20 protein-coding genes are annotated in these 24,802 nt (G+C 66.1%); 6 read left to right on the top strand and 14 right to left on the bottom strand.

Translation table 11 applies throughout. The annotated features are described in order from the left end of the window. Window positions 1-47: 47 nt before the first annotated feature. The 14 genes from nth to metG form a co-directional block, all read right to left on the bottom strand. On the bottom strand, window positions 48-686 hold the full coding sequence (gene nth / locus ACM0M4_RS08400; RefSeq protein ID WP_003092050.1) for an endonuclease III: 639 nt from the start codon (window positions 684-686) through the stop codon (window positions 48-50). Then, the gene (locus ACM0M4_RS08405; RefSeq protein WP_003107418.1) at window positions 683-1,399 is read right to left on the bottom strand and encodes an electron transport complex subunit E; all 717 of its coding nucleotides are present in this window, start codon (window positions 1,397-1,399) and stop codon (window positions 683-685) included. Before ACM0M4_RS08405 ends, nth begins: the two co-directional genes overlap by 4 nt. Next, the gene (gene rsxG / locus ACM0M4_RS08410) at window positions 1,392-2,036 is read right to left on the bottom strand and encodes an electron transport complex subunit RsxG (RefSeq protein ID WP_023118769.1); all 645 of its coding nucleotides are present in this window, start codon (window positions 2,034-2,036) and stop codon (window positions 1,392-1,394) included. The genes ACM0M4_RS08405 and rsxG overlap by 8 nt, the downstream gene beginning before the upstream one ends. After that, the gene (locus ACM0M4_RS08415) at window positions 2,036-3,070 is read right to left on the bottom strand and encodes an RnfABCDGE type electron transport complex subunit D (RefSeq protein WP_003092045.1); all 1,035 of its coding nucleotides are present in this window, start codon (window positions 3,068-3,070) and stop codon (window positions 2,036-2,038) included. The genes rsxG and ACM0M4_RS08415 overlap by 1 nt, the downstream gene beginning before the upstream one ends. A 2-nt stretch (window positions 3,071-3,072) precedes the next feature. Further along, window positions 3,073-5,397, bottom strand: coding sequence for an electron transport complex subunit RsxC (gene rsxC / locus ACM0M4_RS08420; protein ID WP_221345526.1), 2,325 nt, complete (start codon window positions 5,395-5,397; stop codon window positions 3,073-3,075). Next, the gene (rsxB, locus tag ACM0M4_RS08425; RefSeq protein ID WP_003103780.1) at window positions 5,394-5,960 is read right to left on the bottom strand and encodes an electron transport complex subunit RsxB; all 567 of its coding nucleotides are present in this window, start codon (window positions 5,958-5,960) and stop codon (window positions 5,394-5,396) included. The genes rsxC and rsxB overlap by 4 nt, the downstream gene beginning before the upstream one ends. Then, on the bottom strand, window positions 5,957-6,541 hold the full coding sequence (rsxA, locus tag ACM0M4_RS08430) for an electron transport complex subunit RsxA (protein ID WP_003092041.1): 585 nt from the start codon (window positions 6,539-6,541) through the stop codon (window positions 5,957-5,959). Before rsxA ends, rsxB begins: the two co-directional genes overlap by 4 nt. Window positions 6,542-6,718: 177 nt before the next feature. After that, window positions 6,719-7,417: a T6SS immunity protein Tli4 family protein gene (locus ACM0M4_RS08435; RefSeq protein WP_003109999.1), complete on the bottom strand. Its 699-nt coding sequence runs from the start codon at window positions 7,415-7,417 to the stop codon at window positions 6,719-6,721. Between the two features lie 428 nt (window positions 7,418-7,845). Continuing rightward, window positions 7,846-11,145: a phospholipase D-like domain-containing protein gene (locus ACM0M4_RS08440; RefSeq protein WP_221345527.1), complete on the bottom strand. Its 3,300-nt coding sequence runs from the start codon at window positions 11,143-11,145 to the stop codon at window positions 7,846-7,848. Between the two features lie 3 nt (window positions 11,146-11,148). Continuing rightward, window positions 11,149-13,575: a type VI secretion system tip protein TssI/VgrG gene (gene tssI / locus ACM0M4_RS08445; RefSeq protein WP_058153827.1), complete on the bottom strand. Its 2,427-nt coding sequence runs from the start codon at window positions 13,573-13,575 to the stop codon at window positions 11,149-11,151. 294 nt (window positions 13,576-13,869) lie between these two features. After that, window positions 13,870-14,307: a T6SS effector muramidase immunity protein Tsi3 gene (tsi3, locus tag ACM0M4_RS08450; protein ID WP_003113900.1), complete on the bottom strand. Its 438-nt coding sequence runs from the start codon at window positions 14,305-14,307 to the stop codon at window positions 13,870-13,872. Further along, window positions 14,304-15,530 carry a type VI secretion system effector muramidase Tse3 gene (gene tse3, locus ACM0M4_RS08455; protein ID WP_003092026.1) on the bottom strand — a complete coding sequence of 409 codons (1,227 nt, stop codon included), beginning with the start codon at window positions 15,528-15,530 and terminating at the stop codon, window positions 14,304-14,306. Before tse3 ends, tsi3 begins: the two co-directional genes overlap by 4 nt. A gap of 86 nt (window positions 15,531-15,616) precedes the next feature. Then, on the bottom strand, window positions 15,617-16,417 hold the full coding sequence (locus ACM0M4_RS08460) for a DUF4349 domain-containing protein (protein WP_003117530.1): 801 nt from the start codon (window positions 16,415-16,417) through the stop codon (window positions 15,617-15,619). 33 nt (window positions 16,418-16,450) lie between these two features. Beyond that, entirely contained in the window at window positions 16,451-18,484 is a 2,034-nt protein-coding gene (metG, locus tag ACM0M4_RS08465; RefSeq protein WP_003113898.1) for a methionine--tRNA ligase, read from the bottom strand. A 130-nt stretch (window positions 18,485-18,614) separates the two neighbouring features. Here metG and apbC point away from each other — a divergent pair, with 130 nt between their 5' ends. The 6 genes from apbC (at window position 18,615) to rhlI (ending at window position 24,669) form a co-directional block, all read left to right on the top strand. Further along, a complete protein-coding gene (apbC, locus tag ACM0M4_RS08470) occupies window positions 18,615-19,709 on the top strand; it encodes an iron-sulfur cluster carrier protein ApbC (protein WP_003092020.1) in 1,095 nt (364 codons plus the stop codon). Between the two features lie 100 nt (window positions 19,710-19,809). After that, the gene (gene dcd, locus ACM0M4_RS08475) at window positions 19,810-20,376 is read left to right on the top strand and encodes a dCTP deaminase (RefSeq protein WP_003092017.1); all 567 of its coding nucleotides are present in this window, start codon (window positions 19,810-19,812) and stop codon (window positions 20,374-20,376) included. 423 nt (window positions 20,377-20,799) lie between these two features. Beyond that, window positions 20,800-21,687: a 3-(3-hydroxydecanoyloxy)decanoate synthase gene (gene rhlA / locus ACM0M4_RS08480; protein WP_003092013.1), complete on the top strand. Its 888-nt coding sequence runs from the start codon at window positions 20,800-20,802 to the stop codon at window positions 21,685-21,687. A 65-nt stretch (window positions 21,688-21,752) separates the two neighbouring features. Next, window positions 21,753-23,033 carry a glycosyltransferase gene (locus tag ACM0M4_RS08485; protein WP_003092007.1) on the top strand — a complete coding sequence of 427 codons (1,281 nt, stop codon included), beginning with the start codon at window positions 21,753-21,755 and terminating at the stop codon, window positions 23,031-23,033. Window positions 23,034-23,157: 124 nt separating this feature from the next. After that, entirely contained in the window at window positions 23,158-23,883 is a 726-nt protein-coding gene (gene rhlR, locus ACM0M4_RS08490) for a quorum sensing system transcriptional regulator RhlR (protein WP_003119559.1), read from the top strand. A gap of 180 nt (window positions 23,884-24,063) precedes the next feature. Next, complete coding sequence (gene rhlI, locus ACM0M4_RS08495; RefSeq protein ID WP_017149259.1) at window positions 24,064-24,669, top strand: acyl-homoserine-lactone synthase RhlI; 606 nt, start codon at window positions 24,064-24,066, stop codon at window positions 24,667-24,669. Window positions 24,670-24,802 lie beyond the last annotated feature (133 nt).

Raw genomic sequence — 24,802 nt, forward strand, 5'->3', positions numbered from 1 at the left:
GTAAAAAAGATTTTTTCAATCGTAAAGATAGGATTTCGAATAGTTGATCAATCGTCTGAAGTCTTGTGCTTGTATTCGCACAGGTCCTCGATCCGGCAGCTTCCGCATTGCGGCTTGCGCGCCTTGCAGACGTAGCGGCCATGCAGGATCAGCCAGTGGTGGGCATCGAGCAGGTACTCGCGCGGCACGAACTTCAGCAGTTTCTTCTCCACCTCCAGAACGTTCTTTCCCGGTGCTATGCCGGTGCGGTTGGCGACGCGGAAGATATGCGTGTCCACCGCCATGGCCAGTTGCCGGAAGGCGGTGTTGAGCACCACGTTGGCGGTCTTGCGGCCAACCCCGGGCAGGGCTTCGAGGTCCTCGCGGTTGTCGGGGACCTGGCCGCCGTGCTTTTCGATGAGGATGCGGCAGGTTTCGATGACGTTCTTCGCCTTGCTGTTGTAGAGGCCGATGGTCTTGATGTACTCCGACAGCCCCTCGACGCCGAGGGCGTGGATCGCCTCGGGGGTGTTGGCCACCGGATAGAGGCGGGCGGTGGCCTTGTTCACCCCGACGTCGGTGGCCTGGGCGGAGAGGATCACCGCGATGAGCAGTTCGAAGGGGGTGGTGTAGGCCAGTTCGGTCCTTGGCTCGGGGTTGTCTTCGTGCAGTCGGCGGAAGATCTCCGCGCGCTTGGCGGCATTCATTCAATCACTCCGGTGACGCGGACGCGCTGGCGCTGGGTGGCGGGTACGTCGCCCGCCTGCACCTTGGCGCGTTCCGCCAGGCTTTCATCGATACGGTTCTTCAGGGCGATCAGCAGGCCGAGCATGATGAACGCGCCCGGCGGCAGGATCGCCAGCAGGAAGCCCTGGTACTGCGGGAACGGCTGGATCTTCCAGTCCGCCGCCGCCGGGCCGAACAGCAAGTGCATGTCGGCCAGCAGGGTACCCTGGCCGAGCAGCTCGCGCAGGCCGCCGAGGACCAGCAGGACCAGGGCGAAGCCGAGGCCCATCAGCAGTCCGTCGAAGCTGGCGCGCAGCACGCCGTTCTTCGCCGCGAAGGCCTCGGCGCGACCGAGGATCACGCAGTTGGTGGTGATCAGCGGGATGAAGATGCCGAGGACCTGGTACAGCTCGTAGGTCCAGGCCTGCATCAGCAGTTCGATGCAGGTGGTCAGCACGGCGATGATCATGACGAACGCCGGCAGCCGGATCGCCTCGCTCACCGCGCCGCGCACCAACGATACCGCGGCATTGGAGCAGGCCAGCACGAGCATGGTGGCCAGGCCCAGGCCGAGGGCGTTGACCGTCGAGTTGCTGGTGCCCAGCAGCGGGCACAGGCCGAGCAACTGGACCAGGCCCGGGTTGTTGCGCCACAGGCCGTTGCGGGCGATCTCGCGGAAATCTTGTTCACTCATGTCCGGCAGCCTCTTCGGGGGCGAGCAGGCGTTCGCGGTTGGCGTCGAAGTAGCGCAGCGCCTTGTGCACGGCGCGGACCACGGCGCGCGGGGTGACGGTGGCGCCGACGAACTGGTCGAACGTACCGCCGTCCTTCTTCACCGCCCAGCCGGCGTCCGCCGGATCGCCCAGGCCCTTGCCGTCGAAACCGTGCACCCAGGGACTCTTGGCCAGTTCGATGCGGTCGCCGAGACCGGGGGTTTCCTTGTGCGCGACGACCCGCACGCCGAGCAGCCGACCCTGGGCGGTGACCCCGACCAGTAGCTGGATGGCGCCGCTGTAGCCATCCGGCGCGCTGGCCTGGAGGATCACTGCGCTGGCCTGGCCGTGCAGGCGGGCGACATAGGCCGGACGCGGCGCATCCAGGCCGAGCAGCTTCGGCGCGAAGGTTGGCACCTGGCTGTCCAGCGGATGGTTGTCGTAGCTGCCCGGCGGCAGCAGTTCCAGCAGGGCGCGGCCGCGCGCCTCGCGCTGGGCTTCGGCGATGCGCGCCTCTGTGAATTGCTGCACCAGGGCCACCAGGCCCACCCCGACCAGGGCGAAGAGCCCGAGCAGGAGGGCGTTGCGCAGCATCGAGCGGCGAGTCGCGGCGTCCATCAGTCGCCTGCCTTGAAGCCGCGCTCGGCCTTGCGATGGCCGTAGGTGCGCGGCCGGGTGTAGTAGTCGATGGTCGGCGCCGCCAGGTTCATCAGCAGCACGGCGAACGCCACGCCATCGGGATAGCCGCCCCAGGCGCGGATGACGTAGGTGAGGACGCCGACGCCGAGGCCGAAGACCAGCCGCCCGCGATTGCTGGTGGCGCCGGACACCGGGTCGGTGACGATGAAGAAGGCGCCGAGCATGGTCGCCCCGCTGAACAGATGGAACAGTGGCGAGCCATGGGAATCGGAGCCGGAACCATTCCAGAACAGCAGGCTCATGGCGAACAGGCCGGCGAGCATGCCCAGCGGCGCGTGCCAGGTGAACAGCCGGCGCCAGAGCAGGAACAGGCCGCCGAGGAGGAACGCCAGGTTGACCCACTCGCTGCCGGCGCTACCGAGGTGGCCGAAGGCCGGGTTGCCGGCGAACAGCTCATCGACGGTCAGGCTGCGGTCGGTCTTCAGCACGTCGAGGGCGGTGGCGTGGGCCCAGGCGTCCGGCCGGGTAGCGAGGCCGAGGAATTCGCGGAGGCTGTCGGGCAGGCCGAGGGCGCTGTCCGGCGAGGGCCAGCGGGTCATTTCCAGGGGAAACGAGACCAGCGCCACGACGTAGCCGAGCATCGCCGGGTTGAACGGGTTCTGTCCGAGGCCGCCGTACAGGTGCTTGCCGAATACCAGGGCGAAGAAGGTCGCCACCAGGGTCAGCCACCAGGGGGCGTAGGGCGGCAGGGCGACTGCCAGCAACAGGGCGGTGACCAGCGCGCTGCCGTCCTTGAGGAACACCCCCGGCGGACGTTTGCGCAGGGCCAGCATGGCGGCTTCGCAGGCCAGCGCGACGAGGCTGGCCCAGGCCAGGTTGAGCAGGGTGCCCGGGCCGTACAGCCAGGTCAGCGTCAGCAGGCCGGGGACGCAGGCGCCGAGCACCAGGCGCATGATCGCCGGGGTACGGTTGGAGCCGCGGGCGTGGGGCGAGGTGGGGCGGGGCAGGGCCATGGTCACTCCGTGCCGTGTTCGGTCAGGGCGCGCTCGGCGGCGCTCAGGCGCGTGCGGGCGGCGGCGAGTGCGGCGGCGTCGGCGTTCGCCAGGCGTTCGAGCTTCTTCAGGGCGGCGCGGGCGTAGGCCAGCTCGGTCTTCAGCTCGCGGGTGCGCGGGTCGACCGGGCGCTTGTCGATCCGCACCAGCTCCGGCGCCGGCTTGCCGCAGGCGTCCTCGGCGGCATGCAGGTCGCGCTCGGCGGCTTGCAGCTCGCCGCGCAGGCGTTCCAGCTCGCTGTCCATCACCCCGGCCTGCTCGGCCTTCTTCAAGGCCGCGCGCTTGCCGACCAGGGCGATCTTCGCCCGCTTCAGCGCCGCCTGGCCGTCGTCGCCGGGCGCCGCGGGCTTCGGCGCGTGACGCTCGAGGCGGGCCAGGGTGGCTTCGCAACGCTCGACCTCGGCGCGCAGTTCGTCGAGGGTCGCCCGCTGCTCGGCGCCGGGCGCTTCGCCGAAGGCCTTTTCCGAGCGCTTGAGCTGGGCGCGGGCCATGGCGGCCTGGGCCTTGGCCTTCTTCAGTTCGGCTTCGTCGTCGAGCGCGGCAGGCGGTGCGCTGGGTAGGTCGCGCGGCAGGCTGGCTTCGGCATCGGCCAGGGCCTTGTCGGCGGCCTCGGCGGCGGCGCGCAGTTCCGCGACCAGGCCATGCTGTTCCGGGGTGTCGTGGCTGAGCAACTGTTTCTCGGCCTTCTTCAGGGCCACCCGCGCCATGCTCGCTTCGATCTTCAGCCGTTTCAGCCGTTCGCTGCCGCTACCGGCCTGCTTGCGCGCCCTGGCCCGCTCGATCGCCGCCTGCACCGGGTCGACCGCCGTGGCGGGGGCGGCTTCCTCGCGCTCGGCCTGGGCGGCGCGCGCCAGCGCGGCCTTCTCCGCGCGTTGGGCGCGTTCTGCGGCCCGGCGCTCCTCGTCGCGGCGCAGGCGAGCCTGGCGTTGCTCGAAACGCTCACGGGATTGTTCGGCCTTCAGCAGCTTCTGCCGCTGCTCGCGGACCTCCGCCTTGGACGCGCGGTAGTACTGCACCAGGGGAATGCTCGACGGGCAGACGTAGGCGCAGGCGCCGCATTCGATGCAATCGAACAGGTTGTGGGCGAGCAATTGCTCGTGCTCGTCGCCCAGGGCGAAGAAATGCAGTTGTTGTGGCAGCAGGCTGACGGGGCAGACCTGGGCGCAGTCGCCGCAGCGGATACAGGGCATGGCCGGCACTGGTTCCGGCAGCTCCGTGGCATCGCCGGCGAGCAGGCAGTTGCAGGTCTTGATCAGCGGCACCGAGAGATCGGGCAGGGCGAAGCCCATCATCGGCCCGCCCATCAGCACGCGTTCCAGGCGTCCCTCGGCGAGGCCGGCGAACGCCAGCAACTCGTGTACCGGCGTACCGATCAGCGCCTCGACGTTCATCGGCCGCTCCAGGGCGCCGCCGGCGAGGGTAGTGATCCGCGAGATCAGCGGCCGACCGAGGACGACGGCATCGTGCACGGCGGCCAGGGTGCCGACGTTCTGGCACAGGATGCCGATGTCCGCCGGCAGGCCGTCCGCCGGGACTTCCCTGCCGGTGAGCAACTGGATCAGCTGGCGCTCGCCGCCCGAGGGATAGCGGGTCGGCAGGGCGACGATGCGATAGGGCCGTTCACCGAGGGCGGCGCCGAGGGCGGCGATGGCTTCCGGCTTGTCGTCCTCGATGCCGACCAGCACCTCTTCGGGGCGCAGGATCTGCACCAGGATATCGATGCCGCCCAGCACCTGCGTGGCGCGCTCGCGCATGAGCAGGTCGTCGGCGCTGATGTAGGGCTCGCATTCGGCGCCGTTCACCACCAGCGTATGGATCTTTTCCGCCGGGCGCGCGGCGAGCTTGGCGGCGGTGGGGAAGCCGGCGCCGCCGAGACCGCCGATGCCGGCCGCGCGGATGCGTTCGAGCAACGCCAGCGGGCTTTCGGCGCGGAAGTCCGGGCAGGGATGCAGCTCGGTCCAGCGCTCCAGGCCGTCGCTGGCGATGACGATGGCCGGCGCGGGAAGACCGGAGGCATGCGGATAGGGGTGTGCGCCGATCGCCACCACGGTACCCGAGGTCGGGGCATGCAGCGCGGCGCTGACGGTGCCGTCCGGGAGGGCGATGGTCTGGCCCTTGAGTACGGCCTGGCCGACTTCCACGCAAGGTCGCGCCGGCGCGCCGATGTGCTGGCCGAGCGGCACGATGTAGCGCTGCGCCAGCGGCGCCTGCTGGATCGGCAGGGCGGTGGAGCGCTCCTTGTTGGCCGGCAGGCAGAGGCCGCCGGGGAAGGCGTGCAGGGCGCTCATGCCGCTCGCTCCCGGTCGCTGGCGATCAGTCGCGGCGACGGCTGCGGCCATTTCCAGTGGCGCACGTCGTCCGGTATCTCGCGCATCTCGATGCAGTCCACCGGACAGGGCTCCAGGCACAGGTCGCAACCGGTGCATTCGTCGGCGATCACCGTGTGCATCAACCGTGCGGCGCCGACGATGGCGTCCACCGGGCAGGCCTGGATGCACTTGGTGCAGCCGATGCATTCGGCCTCGCGGATGTAGGCTACCCGCGGCGGGGTTTCCTCGGCGGCGTCGAGCGGCTCGGGCTCCAGGTCGAGCAGGTCGGCGAGGGCGCGGATGGTCGCTTCGCCGCCCGGCGGGCACTTGTTGATCTTGTCGCCGGCGGCGATCGCCTCGGCGTAGGGCTTGCAGCCGGGGTAGCCACACTGGCCGCACTGGGTCTGCGGCAACAGGGCGTTGACCTGCTCGGCGACCGGATCGCCCTGGACGCGGAAGCGCACCGCCGCATAGCCGAGCAGCGCACCGCCGGCCAGGCAGATCGGCAGCAGCGCGCCGATCGCCAGGAACACGCCGTTCATGGCCGGACCAACCCACTGAAGCCCATGAACGCCAGCGACATCAGGCCGGCGGTGATCATGCCGATGGCCGCGCCGCGGAACGGCGCCGGCACGTCGGCGATGGCGATGCGCTCGCGCAGGGCGGCGAACAGCACCAGCACCAGGGAAAAGCCCAGCCCGGCGCCGAAGCCCTGGGTAGTGGCCTGGAGGAAGCCGTATTCAGCCTTGTTGGCGTTGAGCAGGGCGACGCCGAGGACGATGCAATTGGTGGTGATCAGCGGCAGGAAGATGCCGAGCACCCGGTACAGCAGCGGGCTGGTCTTCTTCACCAGCATCTCGGTGAACTGCACCACCACCGCGATCACCAGGATGAAGCCGATGGTGCGCAGGTACTCCAGGTCCAGCGGGCGCAGCACGTAGCGTTGCAGGATATGGCTGCACATCGCCGCCAGGGTCAGGACGAAGGTGGTGGCGAGGGACAGGCCGATGGCCGTCTCGATCTTCCGCGACACGCCCATGAACGGGCACAGGCCGAGGAACTGCACCAGGACAAAGTTGTTGACCAGGATGGCGCTGACCAGGATCAGGGCGAGTTCAGTCATACGCGAAGCATTCGTTGCAGGGCCGGGGCCGTCGGGGAAATCCCCTATTATCGGGTGGGATTGCCCTGCAAGGCTAGCGTACCTTCGCAGTTTGGCATGGCAACCCAGTCAGTCGCAGGCGCCGCCAGGACCCATGGTCCATGGCGGAGGCTCGTGCAAGTGCCCGCGATGTGGGTTTCAGCGCGCCAGCCGCTGCTCGATGCTTTGGCTTAGGGCCTTCAGGCGGGGCAGTACTTCTTCGGGGGGCGGGGTGTAGTCGGTGAGGTCGTCGGTGCCTTTCTGGAAGGTCTGCACCTGGATCGCTACCAGCGGATCGAGGGTGCCGCCTGTATGGGCCAGGCCGAACCAGGCGCGTTCCCGTTCGCCGGAGTCGGGGCGCGGGTCGAGGCGCCAGCCTTCGAAGGCGGCCAGGCGCTTGCCGATGTGGAGGCTGTCGAGCAGCGCGCTTTTTTTCCATTTCTGCCGGTCGTAGCCGGGACGGAAGTCGCTGTCGTAGAGGCCGCTGGTGGGACGGGTCTGCCAGGGATCGTTGGCCGAGGCGGTGAGCAGGCTGAAGATCACGTTGGGCGTGCGGGTGAAACGCAGGCTGTTCTTCAGTTCGTAGGCGGTCTTGCCGTCGTCGGCGATAAAGCCGTAGGGGAAGCAGATGCCCGGTTCGTTCGGCACTTCGTAAAGCTCGCGGGTGCGGAAACGGGCGATTAAGTCCTTGATGCGCTGGGCGGAGTTCTCGGTCGGCTTGGAGAAGGTGAAGTAATAGACCCGCTGGTTGCGCCAGAGCAGGACATGGAAGGGGATATTCTTGCTGCCAAGGATATGGGAGTCGGGGATGCCGAGATCGTGTTCGTAGATCTTGGCGAGAGGAATCTTGGCCTCCATTTCTGCGATTCCTTTTTTTATCCGTTCAATACTTTTCTCTTCGCTCTTGTTTTTTTGGAGCGTACTTATTGCTTTCTTATCTAGTTTTATGTTTTCTCTAAGATGGTCTTGGTATATTTCTGCTGTTCCTTTTATGTAGTTTGAGGCGTTATGGAATTCATTTTTATCAACCTTTTCGGAAACGTAAAAAATCATACTGTCGTAGTCATAGCTGCCGTTGTCACCTACGGCGGTCACCTCGGCGGTAAAGTTATGCCCCCCCCCTTTGGATATCTGCCAGACTCGTGAGGCATCATAAGTTGCCCACTCCATCTCCTCCGGTATCTCGAAGGTCATTCGACCCAGACACTCCTGGTATTTACTTGAGGGGGCTTCTGCCCAAGTTATATTCGAGCTGCTCAATAGGATAAGCCCCATCAAAACCCTTTTCATGTGCGATGCTTTCCTTGTGCCGAGCTATCTCCATTCATGGCGACCTGGGTGGGAAGCGATCTGCTGTCCTGATGTGCCAGGATGCTTAGATTCAAGCCAGAATCATTGCGCTCACCACGGGTCCAACTGGTTGGTAGAGCCGTGATGAAACCGGAAACCCCGTTGGGTGGTGGGAAGGTTTTCACCGAAGTGAGATTAGATGAGCGCCAGAAGATTTCCTGATATGGCATCGGCTCCATCAGTTGTCCGCCCGCCCTTAACTCGCCAGGTTTTCTGTATGCCCAGGTGGGCCATATGGAGGCGGGAAATCCGTCCTCAAATCCTTTAGGCGGCTCTGGAGTCAGTTGCAGTGGAGTCTGGCTGATATTTTGGGGAATAAAATTGAAAGTCCGTTCATAGGCACGAGTATTCTCCTTGGCTAATGTTTGTATAGCTTCCCAGGCCTCTTGAGCCGCCGGGATGGACAGATAAGCACTCAACTCGCTGGCCGGCTTGACGAAACCGCCTGGCCCCTGGCTCAAGCCAAAATGCTTCTTCCACAAATTCACCCGCAACTGGTGGATGGCCTTGCCGACGATGGCGTCGTTCTTGCCGTCCAGCCTGACCGTCAGCGGCTCGCTGTCGCGCACCATCACCGCCAGCTCGGAGTCGCGCTCGCCTTGCAGGCTGCGGTCGTTGATATTGGCGCTGCCGAGGATGGCCACCCGGTCGTCGGCGATCAGCAGCTTGCTGTGCACGTAGATCTGTTCGGTGACCACCCGCCCGCCGAGCACCGCCCAGGTGCGCAGGTTGAGCAGGGTCAGGTAGCGGCTCCAGTCCTGCTGTTCGTAGACCGGGCGACCGCGAGCGTCCTTGCGCTCGATGATTTCCCGGGCCTGGGCCGGGTCGGACTTGCCTTCCAGGGCCTTGAGCGCCATCTGCCGCTGAATGCGCTTGACCAGGCTCTGTTCGCCGAACACCAGGCTCTGCTGGGTCAGGTGCACCTGGTGCATGATGTTCGGCACGTTCAGCGCGCCCTCCGGGTGCACCGGCAGGACCAGGTAGACGTGGAACGGGTGCTCGCGCTGGATGGCCCGTTCGATGCGCCGCGCCAGGGCTTCGCCGATCTCGTTGAGCAGGCCGTGCTGGGCCTCGCCGAGCTTGTGGGTGAGCCAGCCCTGGGCGTTCACGCCCCACATGGCGAGCATCGACTTGAGGAACTGGCGGGCCTCGGTGCCAGGCTCCTGGGCGATCTTCTCCACTTCGGCCCAGTCCAGCAGCCAGAGGTCGCGCTGCTCCAGGGCTTCCTCCAAGCGTATCCGGACGACGAAGTCGCGTCGCAGGCTGCCAACGTCGCGCAGACTGGCCATGGGGCCTGAAAGGGGCAGATCCTTGAAAACTTCACCTTCCTTGCCGAACTCGCTCTGGAAGAACTGGTTCTCGATATAGATGAACTTCTGCGCCCCGGAAATCGCCAGGAGCATGGCGTCCTTGCAGTTGCTCTGGACTCCTTCGGTGGAGACGCCGACCTGCAAGGGCAGGTTCACTCCCGCGCCGAGGCGGCCGGCCTGCTCCTGTTCGAGCATGCGCGCCGCGGCGCTGCGCAGTACCTGTACGGTCATGCCGCCGCGGCGCACCTCCGGCTCTTGCGGCAACTGTTCCGGCGCGTTGATCCAGCAGGGCATGGGTGGGTCCAGTTCGAGCCAGAGGTTGCGCTTCTCGTCCAGGTAGTTCTCCAATCCCGCGGCGGCGGCCAGGCTGTTCAGCCACTTCATCACGGCTTCCAGGGCGCTGCGTACCAGCGCCGTATCCTGTAGCGCCGGCGTCTTGGCCAGGTAGGCCTGCTGGCCGTTCCAGCGGTCGATGAAGTTGCGCGCCAGGTCGTACACCGACGGCCCTTCGATGCGGCAATGCACATCCTGCCAGGGCATGCGCGGCTGGTCGGCGGCCAGCCGGGCGTTGTCCGGCGAGGCCAATGGCTGAGGCGCTTCGTCCAGGTAGCGATAGGGTTGCTGGTGGCCTCCGGCGCGGGCCTGCAACAGCCTGTGGAGTGTCCAGAACAGCGAGCCGGCCAACTCGCCGGCCTTGCCGCTCAGGTTCTGCGGGATATCTTCGAAGCCCTTGCCGCTGATCAGGGTCAGGACCTGGCCCAGTTCGGTTTCGCTCATCCACTGGTTGATCAGGAGCAGGCTCTTGATCCGCAGGGCTTCCGGCAGGTTGAGCGCGGCCGTGCGCAGTTCCTCCAGCCAGGCGCGCAGGCGGCGTTCGAGTTCAGGCTCGATGGGCAGGGAGTCGAGGTTGTCGGCGATCAGGTTGGCAATGGCGCGGATGCTGCTGGCGACCATCTGCCGCCTGAGCGCATCGAGCCGTTCGAAGCCTTCGTCCAGGCCTTCTTTCGAGCTGTTGTAGGCGCGGCCGAGCCATTGCAGGGAGGGCAGCATCGGGCTGCGGAACAGGTCGGAAAGGTAGGCGGCGCCGTTGAGGGCGCGGGCGCGGCTGGGTGCGAGGGGAATGCTCAGCAGCGGTTCGTCGCTGGCGGCGATGTGCGGGAAGGGCGACAGGCGAAGGGTGGGCGCATGCAGCGTCAGGCTGGCGAGCGGCCTGGAAAGGTCGAACAGGGTGGCCATCATCAGGCCCATGGAGCTGACGTGTTCGTCCTCCGCCATCCAGCCAAGATGCGGTAGGCCGGGATTATAGGCGTCGTTGCCCCGGCGCCCGGAGGCGTCGAGGCTGAAATCGTTGTCGTCGCGACGGCCATAGGCAAGGTCGATCCCGCCGACATAGCCGATGCGGTTGTCGATCACCACGGATTTCTGGTGGTGGGAGAAGGCGACGCCCAGTCCCTGCATGTCGCTCTGCTGGATCGCCGGCGTACAGAAGGCGCGCGCGCCGCCCTCGAGTCCGGCGTTGAGCTGGAACACCGCGAGCATGGTTTCGAAGTCATAGGTGCCGAGGCTGCCGGAAGGGCTGAGCCAGGGCATCACGTAGACCTTCAGCGCGGGCGAGCGCTCCAGCGCCTGGCGCAGGCACTGCCAGAGGCTGCGGCGGCCGTCGAGGAGGACGTCGTAGTTGACCTGCCAGCCGGTGATGAAGATGCTCGAACTGGCGCTGTCGAGGGCGCTGGCCAAGTCGCTGAAGTAGTCCCGGCCGGTGGTGAAGAAGCGGACCCGGTTACCGGCCCGCTTTTCGGAAAAGAGGTTGGACCCCTTGATGAAACAGCCCGGTGCGGAAATGGCTACGCAGGGGCTGCCATCCTGCTGGTTGATCTGGTTGAGTTCCTTTTCGTGGAGGCCGTTGTAGGGCTTCTTCTGCAACATGGATCAGTCCTTGGCCAGTAGGTGGGAATAAAGGTCGCCTTCGCAGCAACTGTCGAGCTTGCCGCGCTGGTGTTCGAGCGGGGTGGGCGCGCGCTGGCCGCCCAGGGTGTCATGGAAGTCCAGCGCGCCCAGCGCGTGGCGCGTGGCGTCCCAACCCTCACGCTCCCGATGCGGACGGATGCCTATTCGTTGCCCCGGATACACCAGCCAGACATCGCCAGGCGCACGCTCGCAGGCGTTCGATAGCTGACGCTGTTGAGTGTCGTCCAGCACCAACCGTCCCTTCTCGTCGCTCTCGCCTTCCAATACCAGGTTGTGCTCCTTACCCTGGACGATGCGCCAGGGCGTATGAATCAAGGGGAATCCTTCGTCTCCGGGAATATCCTGCAAACGGATATCGAAGCGGTATTCGCCGTTCTGCTTCGGATCGCTGGCGTGGAGACCGGCGTTGGCGGGTTGTAGCGGGCGTCCTGCGACATCGGCGTCCGCCGCCCCCGGCGTCAACGGCATCTTGATCGCGATCCCCGAGCCGCTTCCCGGTGCGCCGCCTGCATTGATCCGTGCCAGCGGGCCGCTGATGGCGATGCCGCTTGCGTCAAGCCGGATGAAGCTGCCGCCGGCCTTCACCGTCAGTTCGCTGTCAGCCTCGATCACCATCTTCTGCCCGGCCTTCAGGTGGATCTCGCGCCCGGCCCTGGCCAGGTAGGCACGACCGAGCTTCACGTGCTGGCTGTCGCCGACCGTCAGATGGTCATCGGCCTTCAGCTCGACCTTGCGCTCTCCGTGCACGGTGTGATGCTCCTCGGCCTTGAACTCGCTGTAGCTGTTCGCCTCCACGGTGTCGTGGCGTTCGTGGCCGACGCGGATCTTCTGGTCGTGCTCGATGTTCTCGTCCCAGTCGCGCTGGGCATGGACGAAGATCTGTTCCTGGCCCTTGCGATCCTCGATGCGCAGCTCGTTGTAGCCACCACCGCCAGGGCTGCTGAGGCTCTTGAAGACGCTGCGGGTCTGGTTCGCCGGCAACTCGTAGGGCACCGGGTGGGCGGCGTGGTAGACGCAGCCGCTGACCAGCGGCTGGTCGGGATCGCCTTCGAGGAAGTCCACCAGCACTTCCATGCCGACCCGCGGAATGACGATGCCGCCATAGCCGTTGCCGGCCCAACCGCTGGCTACGCGTAGCCAGCAACTGCTCTTGTCGTCGCCCTGGCCCTCGCGGTCCCAGTGGAACTGCACCCTGACCCGGCCGTAGCGGTCGCAGTGGATTTCCTCGCCTGGCGGGCCGGTCACCACCGCGGTCTGGCTGCCCAGCACGCGCGGCTTCGGGTGCTCCAGCGGCGGGCGGAAGAACACCTCCCAGGGCGTGGCGAGGAAGCGGTTGCGGTAGCCCTGCTGGAAGTCGTCCGTGCTGGCCGACGTGTCGGAGGTAACGTTCTCTTCCAGCACCTGCGGCTGCTTGCCTTCGTGGAAGACTTCGCTGAGCAGCCACAGGTCGTTCCACTCCGCGCGCGGGTGCTCGGCGATCTCCAGGAAATGCCCGCTGACCAGCAGCGGCTGGTCGCTGACCCCTTCGCCCAGGCGCCGGTCGGCGCGGTGCCGCTCCAGGGCGCGCTGGCTGAGCAGCTTGCCGCGCTGGCGATCGACGAAGCGACCGGGGTAGTCGTAGTCCTCCAGGTCCGGCTCGGCCGGGGCGTCGGCAGCGGGGCGATTGCCGGCCTCCAGCAGCAGCCGCGGCTTCTCGAAGTCGTAGTCGCGGCGAGTGGTGCGCGTGGTGCGGCTGGCCAGGCGCAGGCTGAAGCGCTTGATCACCGGTTCGTCGGCGACCAGCCCGCTGTCGTGCACGTAGGCGGTGGGACGGCCCAGGCGGGGGAACACCGTCTGGTCGTCGCCGAACACCAGCAGGTGCGCCTCGGCGCTGTGCCGGAAATGGAAATGGATGCCCTCTTCGGCACAGAGGCGCTGGACGAAATGCAGGTCGCTTTCGTCGTACTGCACGCAGTATTCGCGCTCGGGATACCGGGTGCCGAGCTGGAAGCGGTAGGCGTCGGCGAGGATGCCGTGCTCCTCGAGGATCAGGGCGACGATCTGCGGCACCGTGAGGTGCTGGAAGATCCGCTGGTTGTTGCGCTGGGCGAGGTAGGCCAGGTGTGGGACGAGGGTGAGGCGATAGCGGGTCAGGCGCTTGCCGGCATCGCCCTGGGCAGCGCCGTAGACCAGGCCGTGGACACCCTGGCCCTGCGGGGTGAAGGCGAGGAAGGCGGGCCGGTGGAGGAACGTTTCGAGGTCGAGGCCGGCACGCTCTCCGACCAGTTCGAGTTCGAAACGGTAGGGGCGACTGATGCCTTCGTGGCCGTTGAAGGCGAGGACCTGCAGGTCATGGCGGAGGCCGTCGAGGCTGAGGCTGAAGTGGGTCTGGTTGGCCGGGTTGAACATCCGCTGTCCCCTGTTACTCGAAAAACCTGCACGGCTGGCGTCCCTGTTCGCCGTGCTCGATCCGAAGTGCGTGATCGCGCGGATGCTACGTCAAAAAAACTGTGCAAATTGTTGCGCACATCGCCGGAAAACCGCGGCGCGCCTGAGTCTCAGTACTATGAAACAAAATATGTCAGGGAAAATCCGATGGGCGCAGACTGAGCGAAAAAGCGCTACCGCAACCCGAGCAGGATGCTGCTCCGCCCGGATCGACGGAGGTTCCACGGAGCGTCCGGCACTCCGCAGAGAGCGGTTCTATTGCAACCTGGCCCGCTCCAGCAGCGCCCAGGCCAGAGCGAAGGTCGGTTCGCCATCCTCGCTCTGCTCGCTGGCGCTGACCACGATCCACCGCGCGCCCGCCGGCTTGGCTGCCCACAGGCGGTATTCGCTGCCTGCGGAGCCGCCGTCGTCTTCCTCTACCTTGTAGCGCGCCTCGCCGTCGCCCAGGCGCCTGCTCGCCAGGTCGGGCGGGGGCGGCGCGTCCTGGCGCTGGACCTCCAGTTGGCGTGGGTTGCGCAGCTTGCCGCCTTCGTCGAAGCGGAAGCCCTCGGCGCTGCGCCGCGCGTCGAAGCCGACGGGGCGCTCCACCACCAGGCCGTTCGGGTGGGTCAGGGTCTTGTCGAAGTCCACCCCGGACTCCGCGGTGCAGGCCAGCAGGGCGAGGCTGGCGAGAATCAGGGCGACTGTCTTCATGGGAACCTCATTCCAGGGTCGAGGAAGGTGGCGTAGGCATCGTCGACGAACATCGGCCAGCCCGGCGACAGGTTGTCGTCCCAGGGCCGCGAGGTGTATTCCGAGGCCAGCGCGCGGACATTGTCCCGCGGCCAGTTGCGCGGATTGCCGGCGTAGGCGCGGAGATCGATGGAGGGAAATGCGCCGCGGGTCTTCGGCAGCTTGCGCAGGTCCTGTTGCGACGCGAGGTTGGCGACGTAGCGGATGTAACGGGCGGTGGCGAAGATGTTGAATTCGTCGGAAGCCAGCAGGGTGGCGACCGCCTTGCGCGACAGGCCGCGGCGCACCGGCTGGCCGAGCAGGTCGGTGAACAGCTCGTACTTGATCGCGGTGGAGACCACTACCTGGCCGAGGCCGATGGAGGTGTTGGCGCTCTTGATGCTGACTGCCGCCTGATAGTCCTTGGCGTCTTCGTCGCGAGTCTGGTCACGCTGCTCGGCGAGGATGATCGCGCCGATCAGTTGCGGCGTCAGGTCGTACTTGCGCGCGGCCGCGGACATGACCTTGGCCCGCGACGGCGGGTTGCCCGGATAGGCGTCGGGGAACAGCGTGCTGATCGGCTGGCCGACCAGCGTCTGTGCCTGGTTCAGCTTGTCTTGCGGCGACAGCTGGCTCAGGTAGGCGCCCAGGTCGCCGAGCGGGTTGCTGTACTTGGTGACGGTCGCCGGGTCCTTGTTGAGCAGCTTGAGCTGGTCGCCGAAGGCAATGGACGGCAGGTCGGTCGGATTGACGCCGGTGGCGCCGACCCCGCTGAACGGACCCTGGATCGCCTGGCTGGCCACCCCGGTGGCTCCCGCCGCGGCGAAGCCCAGGCGACCGGCGGCGTCGGCGAGGTCGGCGCAGATGTCGAAGAAGGTGATGGTGGGGAAGTAGATCCAGTTGTCGGTCTGGGTGCCCAGGGGATTGTTGATCAGGCTGCGGATCAAGGCATTGCGTGCCTGGTAGCGCTGCATGGTGGTGCGCCCGGCGATGCTGGCGATCAGCGAGCGCGCCAGTTCCGGCGGGCCCACCCGCTGGAACAGCTTGATCAGCGAGCCGCTCTTGTCGAGTGCGGCGATGGTCGCATCGGGCACGTTGTCGTTGCGGATCGCGGCGATCACCCGGCGGGCTTCCTGGCGGGTCACCTGCCAGTCGTCCCAGCTATAGGAAATCAGTGACTCGATCAGGTCGCTGGTGGCGGTCATCGGTCTTCCTCCTTGTGAGTTGCCAGGCCCGTCAGGCGGTCCTGGGCGAAAGAGCGGACCCTCCCGGTCCGCCCGTATGCCTGGGCTCAGCGCGCCTCGTTCTTGCCGGGCCGCCGCAGCCAGCGCCACAGGCCGCGCAGCAACAGGCCCAGCGGCAGCAGCACGACGAGGAACGGCAGGCTGTAGGCGAAGAACTTCATTGCGGCGATGGTGCCATCGACAAGGTCGTCGAGCAGTTGCCCGGCGGCCGTGGCGAGCTGGCCGAGGCGGCTGTCCGGCTGCGCCTCGCTGCTGAAGCTCAGGGTCAGCAGGTTGGTAGCGATGCGCCGCTGCTGCTGGGCGCCGGCCTGGGCGTTGTCGGCCAGTTGGGCTTCCACCGCGGCGATTTCCTTGGCCAGGGCCAGCAGGTCGCCGACGCTCATGTCCTTGCGCCCCTGGTATTGCTGTAGGGTCTGGTACTCGCGTTGCAGGCGCTCGCGTTGCTGGCGGGTGTCGGCGACCGCCTGGGCCAGGTCCTCGGCGCGGGTCTGCCGGCTTTCCAGCGTGCCGCCCTCGGCAGCGGCCGCGACCAGCTTCTCCACGCCGTCCGGGACGATGCGCACGGTGAGTTCGGCGTAATGGCCGATACCGCCGCGTTGTTCGATGGCGAGCACGTCGCACTGGCCGAAGCGCTCGCTGTTGCAGGCGTCGCGGCTGGCGGCGAGTTGCGCGTCGATACGCGCGGCGGGAAGGCGGATGCCGACGCGGTGTTCGTAGGCGAGGGCGGTGCCGGGTTTGCCCGTCTCGCCCTGGAAACCGGCATTGCCGGAGACGCTTTCGGCGTGTTCGGCGGAGCATCCGTAGAGCGCCGCCAGCAGGACGCCGGCGGCAAGCTTCCATGCGTTCATTCTATCGAGCCCTCCGTGGCTTCGTGGTCTGCGTTACTTGACGCGCTGGCCCGGCTTGGCGCCGCTGTCCGGACTCAGCAGGTAGATCTCCTCGCCACCCGGGCCGGCGGCCAGGACCATGCCCTCGGACACCCCGAACTTCATCTTGCGCGGCGCCAGGTTGGCCACATAGAGCGTCAGGCGGCCTTCCAGGGCACTCGGGTCGGGATATGCGCTCTTGATCCCGGAGAACACGTTACGCTTCGCGTCGCCGATGTCCAGCGACAGGCGCAGCAGCTTGTCGGCGCCTTCGACGAATTCGCACTTCTCGATCAGGGCGATGCGCAGGTCGACCGCGGCGAAAGCGTCGAAGTCGATCTCCGCGGCGATGGGTTCCTTGACCAGCTCGCCATTGCCGGCGGGTTGGGATGCGGCGGCGAGGTCTTCCTTGGAGGCTTCGATCATGGCTTCTACTTTCGCGGGCTCGATACGGGTCATCAGGGGCTGGAACGGGTTCAACTGGTGGTTGGCCAGCAGGGTCTGGTGGTCGGCCCAGGTCAGCGGGGCGACGTTGAGGAAGGCTTCGGCGGCGGCGGCCAGCTTCGGCAGCACCGGCTTGAGGAAGATCACCAACTGGCGGAACAGGTTGATGCCCAGGCCGCAGACGGCCTGGACCTTGTCCTGCTGGCCTTCCTGCTTGGCCAGCGCCCAGGGCGCCTGTTCGGCGATCCAGGCGTTGGCGCGGTCGGCGAGGGCCATGATCTCGCGCATGGCGCGATTGAAGTCGCGGGCCTCATAGGCCTCGGCGATGCCCGGTGCGGCCTCGCGGAAGGCGGCGAGCAGCTCCGGCGCAGGATCGGCGCCGACCAGCACGCCGGCGTTGCCCTTGTGGATGAAGCCGGCGCAGCGGCTGGCGATGTTGACGACCTTGCCGACCAGGTCGGAGTTGACCTTCTGCACGAAGTCCTCGAGGTTCAGGTCGAGGTCCTCGACGCCGCGGCCGAGCTTGGAGGCGTAGTAGTAGCGCAGGTATTCCGGGTCCAGGTGGTCGAGGTAGGTGCGCGCCTTGACGAAGGTGCCGCGCGACTTGGACATCTTCTGGCCGTTCACGGTCAGGTAGCCGTGCACGTTCAGCGCGGTCGGCTTGCGGTAGCCGGCGCCTTCGAGCATGGCCGGCCAGAACAGCGCGTGGAAGTTGACGATGTCCTTGCCGATGAAGTGGTACAGCTCGGCGCCGGAGTCCTTGCCCCAGAACGCGTCGAAGTCCAGCTCGGGACGCCGCGCGCAGAGGTTCTTGAAGCTGGCCATGTAGCCGATCGGCGCGTCCAGCCAGACGTAGAAGTACTTGCCGGGAGCGTCGGGAATCTCGAAGCCGAAGTACGGCGCGTCACGCGAGATGTCCCACTGCTGGAGGCCGCTGTCCAGCCATTCGGCGAGCTTGTTGGCCACCGACTCCTGAAGGGCGCCGCTGCGGGTCCATTGCTTGAGCATGGCCTCGAAGTCCGGCAGCTTGAAGAAGTAGTGCAGCGATTCCTTGAGCACCGGGGTGGCGCCGGAGATCGCCGATTTCGGGTCCTTCAGTTCGGTCGGGGCGTAGGTCGCGCCGCAGGCCTCGCAGTTGTCGCCGTACTGGTCGGCGGTGCCGCACTTCGGGCAGGTGCCCTTGATGAAGCGGTCGGCGAGGAACATCTGCTTTTCCGGGTCGAAGTACTGGGTCACCGGGCGGGTGTCGATGTGCCCGGCGTCGCGCAGTTTCAGGTAGATCGCGCTGGACAGCTCGCGGTTCTCTTCCGAGTGGGTCGAGTGGTAGTTGTCGAAGTCCACCAGGAAGTCGGCGAAGTCGCCCATGTGTTCGGCGCGCACGGCGTCGATCAGTTGCTCGGAGGTGATGCCCTCGCGCTCGGCGCGGAGCATGATCGCCGAACCGTGGGCGTCGTCGGCGCAGACGTAGACGGCCTGGTTGCCACGCATCTTCTGGAAGCGCACCCACATGTCCGTCTGGATGTACTCCAGCATGTGTCCCAGGTGAATGGAACCGTTGGCGTAGGGGAGGGCGCTGGTAACGAGGATCTTGCGTGGTTCGGACATGGGTTCGGCTTATCGGCTGAGAGCTAAACGGATCGGTCACTATAAAGAAGCGGCGGTTTTTTTTCATCCGCGCGCCACTCGGGTAGGATGACCGGCATCGATTCCCCGCTTAACCCTCAGGAAATCCCCCATGTCCGCTATCACTCGCCAAACGGTGGAAGCCACCCTCCGCCAGTACCAGGACCCCTATCTGAACCAGGACCCCGTCAGCGCCGGCTGCCTGCGCGAGGTGGAGATCCAGGGCGACCGCGTGCGGGTGCGCCTGGAACTGGGGTACGCCGCCGGGCTGTTCAGAAACGGCCTGGCGCAAACCCTGCAAATGGCCCTGGAGGCGCTCGACGGCGTCGCTCGCGCCGAGGTCCGGGTCGACTGCGTGATCCAGCCGCACAAGGCACAGCCGCAGGTCGAGGTGATGGGCAACGTGAAGAACATCGTCGCGGTGGCTTCCGGCAAGGGCGGCGTCGGCAAGTCCACCACCGCCGCCAACCTGGCCCTGGCCTTGGCCCGCGAGGGTGCGCGGGTGGGCATCCTCGACGCGGACATCTACGGACCCAGCCAGGGCATCATGTTCGGCCTGCCGGAAGGCACCCGGCCGAAGGTCCGTGAGCAGAAGTGGTTCGAGCCCCTGGAGGCGCACGGGGTGCAGGTGATGTCGATGGCCTTCCTCACCGACGACAGCACGCCGGTGGTCTGGCGCGGGCCGATGGTCTCCGGTGCCCTGATCCAACTGATCACCCAGACCGCCTGGGACAACCTCGACTACCTGGTGGTGGACATGCCGCCGGGCACCGGCGACATCCAGCTGACCCTGGCGCAGAAGGTGCCGGTGGCCGGCGCGGTGATCGTCACCACCCCGCAGGACCTGGCGCTGCTCGACGCGAAGAAGGGCGTGGAGATGTTCCGCAAGGTGAACATCCCGGTGCTCGGCGTGGTGGAGAACATGGCGGTGCATATCTGCTCCAACTGCGGCCATGCCGAGCACCTGTTCGGCGAGGGCGGCGGCGAGAAGCTGGCGGCGCAGTTCGGCGTCGAGCTGCTGGCGTCCATGCCGCTGTCGATCGCCATCCGCACCCAGGCCGACAGCGGCCGGCCGACGGTGATCGCCGACCCGGAAAGCCAACTGGCGATGCTCTACCAGGAAATCGCCCGCCATGTCGGCGCGCGCATCGTTCTCAGCGAGCGGGCCAGCGTCGGCCTGCCGAACATCAGCATCAGCGACGACTGAGGCGCTCGGGCAGCCGTCGGCGACGGCTGCCTTTGCCCTGGGGCGGCGGCCCCGGTAAGATTCGCGATCATTTTTCGCAGCTTTCGACAGGACACCCTCCATGACCATCAAATCGGACAAGTGGATTCGCCGCATGGCTCAGGAGCACGGCATGATCGAGCCGTTCGTCGAGCGCCAGGTGCGCGGCGCGGACGACAGCCGGGTGATTTCCTACGGGGTGTCCAGCTACGGCTACGACGTGCGCTGCGCCGCCGAATTCAAGGTGTTCACCAACATCCATTCGGCGGTGGTCGATCCGAAGAACTTCGACGAGAAAAGCTTCGTCGACATCAACAGCGACGTCTGCATCATCCCGCCGAACTCCTTCGCCCTGGCGCGCACCGTCGAGTACTTCCGCATCCCGCGCGACGTCCTGACCATCTGCCTGGGCAAGAGCACCTACGCGCGTTGCGGCATCATCGTCAACGTCACCCCGCTGGAGCCGGAGTGGGAAGGCCATGTGACCCTCGAGTTCTCCAATACCACCAACCTGCCGGCGAAGATCTACGCCAACGAAGGCGTGGCGCAGATGCTCTTCCTGCAATCCGACGAGGCCTGCGAAGTGTCCTATAAGGATCGCGGCGGCAAATACCAGGGCCAGCGCGGCGTGACCCTGCCAAAAGCCTGACGCCAGAGCGTTTCGACACCGGAAACCGGGCCTGGCGCCCGGTTTTTTCATGCCTTTTCCGCCAACCCCTCGCTGTTCCCCGCCGGCCGCTCTGGCACGCCTTATCGCGGGCGGGCAGGGGCTTATGCGCAGGCGGCCGCCCGTCCTGTGAAATCTGGCAGTTACCGTTAGCTTTCGAATTGGCTAAAAAGTGTTCATCGGCTACGCGTGAACACGGACGCCAATCGTTTGCGCAGGCCGATCTGCAAGACCCACACAAGCCCCTCGCCTGAAGGGGTACGCATCCGCCGTGGCTGGTCCGCGCGGATGGCCGCTGAGTTACTTGTCTGCCGTTCGAACAATAAGAACGAACTCTACGTAATGCCGGGATACCCGTGGCAGCGATAGCTGTTTGCCTGTTCGAAAATTTTTGGGAGGTGTGAAATGCGGCGCGAAAGTCTGTTGGTATCGGTTTGCAAGGGCCTGCGGGTACATGTCGAGCGCGTTGGGCAGGATCCCGGGCGCAGCACGGTGATGCTGGTCAACGGCGCGATGGCGACCACCGCCTCGTTCGCCCGGACCTGCAAGTGCCTGGCCGAACATTTCAACGTGGTGCTGTTCGACCTGCCCTTCGCCGGGCAGTCGCGTCAGCACAACCCGCAGCGCGGGTTGATCACCAAGGACGACGAGGTGGAAATCCTCCTGGCGCTGATCGAGCGCTTCGAGGTCAATCACCTGGTCTCCGCGTCCTGGGGCGGTATCTCCACGCTGCTGGCGCTGTCGCGCAATCCGCGCGGCATCCGCAGCTCGGTGGTGATGGCATTCGCCCCTGGACTGAACCAGGCGATGCTCGACTACGTCGGGCGGGCGCAGGCGCTGATCGAGCTGGACGACAAGTCGGCGATCGGCCATCTGCTCAACGAGACCGTCGGCAAATACCTGCCGCCGCGCCTGAAAGCCAGCAACCATCAGCACATGGCTTCGCTGGCCACCGGCGAATACGAGCAGGCGCGCTTTCACATCGACCAGGTGCTGGCGCTCAACGATCGGGGCTACCTGGCTTGCCTGGAGCGGATCCAGAGCCACGTGCATTTCATCAACGGCAGCTGGGACGAATACACCACCGCCGAGGACGCCCGCCAGTTCCGCGACTACCTGCCGCACTGCAGTTTCTCGCGGGTGGAGGGCACCGGGCATTTCCTCGACCTGGAGTCCAAGCTGGCCGCGGTACGCGTGCACCGCGCCCTGCTCGAGCACCTGCTGAAGCAACCGGAGCCGCAGCGGGCGGAACGCGCGGCGGGATTCCACGAGATGGCCATCGGCTACGCCTGAACCCTTGACCTGCGAAGACCCGGCCTGGCCGGGCTTTGCGGTTGCATAACGCACGGAGTAGCCCCATGCACGCCATCCTCATCGCCATCGGCTCGGCCGGCGACGTATTTCCCTTCATCGGCCTGGCCCGGACCCTGAAATTGCGCGGGCACCGCGTGAGCCTCTGCACCATCCCGGTGTTTCGCGACGCGGTGGAGCAGCACGGCATCGCGTTCGTCCCGCTGAGCGACGAACTGACCTACCGCCGGACCATGGGCGATCCGCGCCTGTGGGACCCCAAGACGTCCTTCGGCGTGCTCTGGCAAGCCATCGCCGGGATGATCGAGCCGGTCTACGAGTACGTCTCGGCGCAGCGCCATGACGACATCGTGGTGGTCGGCTCGCTCTGGGCGCTGGGCGCACGCATCGCTCACGAGAAGTACGGGATTCCCTACCTGTCCGCGCAGGTCTCGCCATCGACCTTGCTGTCGGCGCACCTGCCGCCGGTACACCCCAAGTTCAACGTGCCCGAGCAGATGCCGCTGGCGATGCGCAAGCTGCTCTGGCGCTGCATCGAGCGCTTCAAGCTGGATCGCACCTGCGCGCCGGAGATCAACGCGGTGCGCCGCAAGGTCGGCCTGGAAACGCCGGTGAAGCGCATCTTCACCCAATGGATGCATTCGCCGCAGGGCGTGGTCTGCCTGTTCCCGGCCTGGTTCGCGCCACCCCAGCAGGATTGGCCGCAACCCCTGCACATGACCGGCTTCCCGCTGTTCGACGGCAGTATCCCGGGAACCCCGCTCGACGACGAACTGCAACGCTTTCTCGATCAGGGCAGCCGGCCGCTGGTGTTCACCCAGGGCTCGACCGAACACCTGCAGGGCGACTTCTACGCCATGGCCCTGCGCGCGCTGGAACGCCTCGGCGCGCGTGGGATCTTCCTCACCGGCGCCGGCCAGGAACCGCTGCGCGGCTTGCCGAACCACGTGCTGCAGCGCGCCTACGCGCCACTGGGAGCCTTGCTGCCATCGTGCGCCGGGCTGGTCCATCCGGGCGGTATCGGCGCCATGAGCCTGGCCTTGGCGGCGGGGGTGCCGCAGGTGCTGCTGCCCTGTGCCCACGACCAGTTCGACAATGCTGAACGGCTGGTCCGGCTCGGCTGCGGGATGCGCCTGGGCGTGCCGTTGCGCGAGCAGGAGTTGCGCGGGGCGCTGTGGCGCTTGCTCGAGGACCCGGCCATGGCGGCGGCCTGTCGGCGTTTCATGGAATTGTCACAACCGCACAGTATCGCTTGCGGTAAAGCGGCCCAGGTGGTCGAACGTTGTCATAGGGAGGGGGATGCTCGATGGCTGAAGGCTGCGTCCTGAACGGTGCTGGCATAACAGATAGGGTTGCCATGATTTTGCCGTATCGGCAAGGCTGCGCGCTTGACAGCGTCATACCCCGGGCCAATTCTGCTGTGATGCATTTTATCGATCAGGGCTTACTGCAATGAGGAATGACGGAGGCTTTTTGCTGTGGTGGGACGGTTTGCGTAGCGAGATGCAGCCGATCCACGACAGCCAGGGCGTGTTCGCCGTCCTGGAAAAGGAAGTGCGGCGCCTGGGCTTCGATTACTACGCCTATGGCGTGCGCCACACGATTCCCTTCACCCGGCCGAAGACCGAGGTCCATGGCACCTATCCCAAGGCCTGGCTGGAGCGATACCAGATGCAGAACTACGGGGCCGTGGATCCGGCGATCCTCAACGGCCTGCGCTCCTCGGAAATGGTGGTCTGGAGCGACAGCCTGTTCGACCAGAGCCGGATGCTCTGGAACGAGGCTCGCGATTGGGGCCTCTGTGTCGGCGCGACCCTGCCGATCCGCGCGCCGAACAATTTGCTCAGCGTGCTTTCCGTGGCGCGCGACCAGCAGAACATCTCCAGCTTCGAGCGCGAGGAAATCCGCCTGCGGCTGCGTTGCATGATCGAGTTGCTGACCCAGAAGCTGACCGACCTGGAGCATCCGATGCTGATGTCCAACCCGGTCTGCCTGAGCCATCGCGAACGCGAGATCCTGCAATGGACCGCCGACGGCAAGAGCTCCGGGGAAATCGCCATCATCCTGAGCATCTCCGAGAGCACGGTGAACTTCCACCACAAGAACATCCAGAAGAAGTTCGACGCGCCGAACAAGACGCTGGCTGCCGCCTACGCCGCGGCGCTGGGCCTCATCTGAAGCGCAGGGCGCGCCGGCCGGCGCGCCCTACCAGATCTGGCAGGTTGCCTGCCGTTCATCCTCCTTTAGTCTTCCCCCTCATGTGTGTGCTGGTATGTCCTCCGACTGAGAGGGCCCAGGAGTATCAGGGTAGGGATGCCGCCTTTTTTTTCTCGGCCGGCACGACACGGGGACTTGGTCATGATCGAATTGCTCTCTGAATCGCTGGAAGGGCTTTCCGCCGCCATGATCGCCGAGCTGGGACGCTACCGGCATCAGGTCTTCATCGAGAAGCTGGGCTGGGACGTGGTCTCCACCTCCAGGGTCCGCGACCAGGAATTCGACCAGTTCGACCATCCGCAAACCCGCTACATCGTCGCCATGAGCCGCCAGGGTATCTGCGGTTGCGCCCGCCTGTTGCCGACGACCGACGCCTACCTGCTCAAGGAAGTCTTCGCCTACCTGTGCAGCGAAACCCCGCCCAGCGATCCGTCGGTATGGGAGCTTTCGCGCTACGCCGCCAGCGCGGCGGACGATCCGCAACTGGCGATGAAGATATTCTGGTCCAGCCTGCAATGCGCCTGGTACCTGGGCGCCAGTTCGGTGGTGGCGGTGACCACCACGGCCATGGAGCGCTATTTCGTTCGCAACGGCGTGATCCTCCAGCGCCTCGGCCCGCCGCAGAAGGTCAAGGGCGAGACGCTGGTCGCGATCAGCTTCCCGGCCTACCAGGAGCGCGGCCTGGAGATGCTGCTGCGCTACCACCCGGAATGGCTGCAGGGCGTACCGCTGTCGATGGCGGTGTGAGGTCGTCAGCCGTTTCGCGCACTTTTTTCCGCTTCTCCTGCCGCATGCTCGGCCCGCGCCCCGGCGTCATCGGGCGTTCCCCTGCATTCCGGGATTTGGCCGCGGCTGCCGACTTGCGTAGTCTCTCTGCGGT

This window comes from Pseudomonas sp. 18-147 (assembly GCF_051048045.1).
In the GTDB taxonomy this organism is placed as follows: domain Bacteria; phylum Pseudomonadota; class Gammaproteobacteria; order Pseudomonadales; family Pseudomonadaceae; genus Pseudomonas; species Pseudomonas aeruginosa.

Bases quoted from the DNA above. Each gene is read 5' to 3' on its own strand.
- rsxB (WP_003103780.1), bottom strand. From the start codon at position 5,960: ATGAACGGCGTGTTCCTGGCGATCGGCGCGCTGCTGCCGATCTGCCTG.
- rsxA (WP_003092041.1), bottom strand. From the start codon at position 6,541: ATGACTGAACTCGCCCTGATCCTGGTCAGCGCCATCCTGGTCAACAAC.
- rsxG (WP_023118769.1), bottom strand. From the start codon at position 2,036: ATGGACGCCGCGACTCGCCGCTCGATGCTGCGCAACGCCCTCCTGCTC.
- ACM0M4_RS08485 (WP_003092007.1), top strand. From the start codon at position 21,753: ATGCACGCCATCCTCATCGCCATCGGCTCGGCCGGCGACGTATTTCCC.
- tssI (WP_058153827.1), bottom strand. From the start codon at position 13,575: ATGTTCAACCCGGCCAACCAGACCCACTTCAGCCTCAGCCTCGACGGC.
- rhlI (WP_017149259.1), top strand. From the start codon at position 24,064: ATGATCGAATTGCTCTCTGAATCGCTGGAAGGGCTTTCCGCCGCCATG.
- dcd (WP_003092017.1), top strand. From the start codon at position 19,810: ATGACCATCAAATCGGACAAGTGGATTCGCCGCATGGCTCAGGAGCAC.
- ACM0M4_RS08415 (WP_003092045.1), bottom strand. From the start codon at position 3,070: ATGGCCCTGCCCCGCCCCACCTCGCCCCACGCCCGCGGCTCCAACCGT.
- rhlA (WP_003092013.1), top strand. From the start codon at position 20,800: ATGCGGCGCGAAAGTCTGTTGGTATCGGTTTGCAAGGGCCTGCGGGTA.
- rsxC (WP_221345526.1), bottom strand. From the start codon at position 5,397: ATGAGCGCCCTGCACGCCTTCCCCGGCGGCCTCTGCCTGCCGGCCAAC.
- ACM0M4_RS08405 (WP_003107418.1), bottom strand. From the start codon at position 1,399: ATGAGTGAACAAGATTTCCGCGAGATCGCCCGCAACGGCCTGTGGCGC.
- tse3 (WP_003092026.1), bottom strand. From the start codon at position 15,530: ATGACCGCCACCAGCGACCTGATCGAGTCACTGATTTCCTATAGCTGG.
- ACM0M4_RS08460 (WP_003117530.1), bottom strand. From the start codon at position 16,417: ATGAACGCATGGAAGCTTGCCGCCGGCGTCCTGCTGGCGGCGCTCTAC.
- rhlR (WP_003119559.1), top strand. From the start codon at position 23,158: ATGAGGAATGACGGAGGCTTTTTGCTGTGGTGGGACGGTTTGCGTAGC.
- tsi3 (WP_003113900.1), bottom strand. From the start codon at position 14,307: ATGAAGACAGTCGCCCTGATTCTCGCCAGCCTCGCCCTGCTGGCCTGC.
- apbC (WP_003092020.1), top strand. From the start codon at position 18,615: ATGTCCGCTATCACTCGCCAAACGGTGGAAGCCACCCTCCGCCAGTAC.
- nth (WP_003092050.1), bottom strand. From the start codon at position 686: ATGAATGCCGCCAAGCGCGCGGAGATCTTCCGCCGACTGCACGAAGAC.
- ACM0M4_RS08440 (WP_221345527.1), bottom strand. From the start codon at position 11,145: ATGTTGCAGAAGAAGCCCTACAACGGCCTCCACGAAAAGGAACTCAAC.
- metG (WP_003113898.1), bottom strand. From the start codon at position 18,484: ATGTCCGAACCACGCAAGATCCTCGTTACCAGCGCCCTCCCCTACGCC.
- ACM0M4_RS08435 (WP_003109999.1), bottom strand. From the start codon at position 7,417: ATGGAGGCCAAGATTCCTCTCGCCAAGATCTACGAACACGATCTCGGC.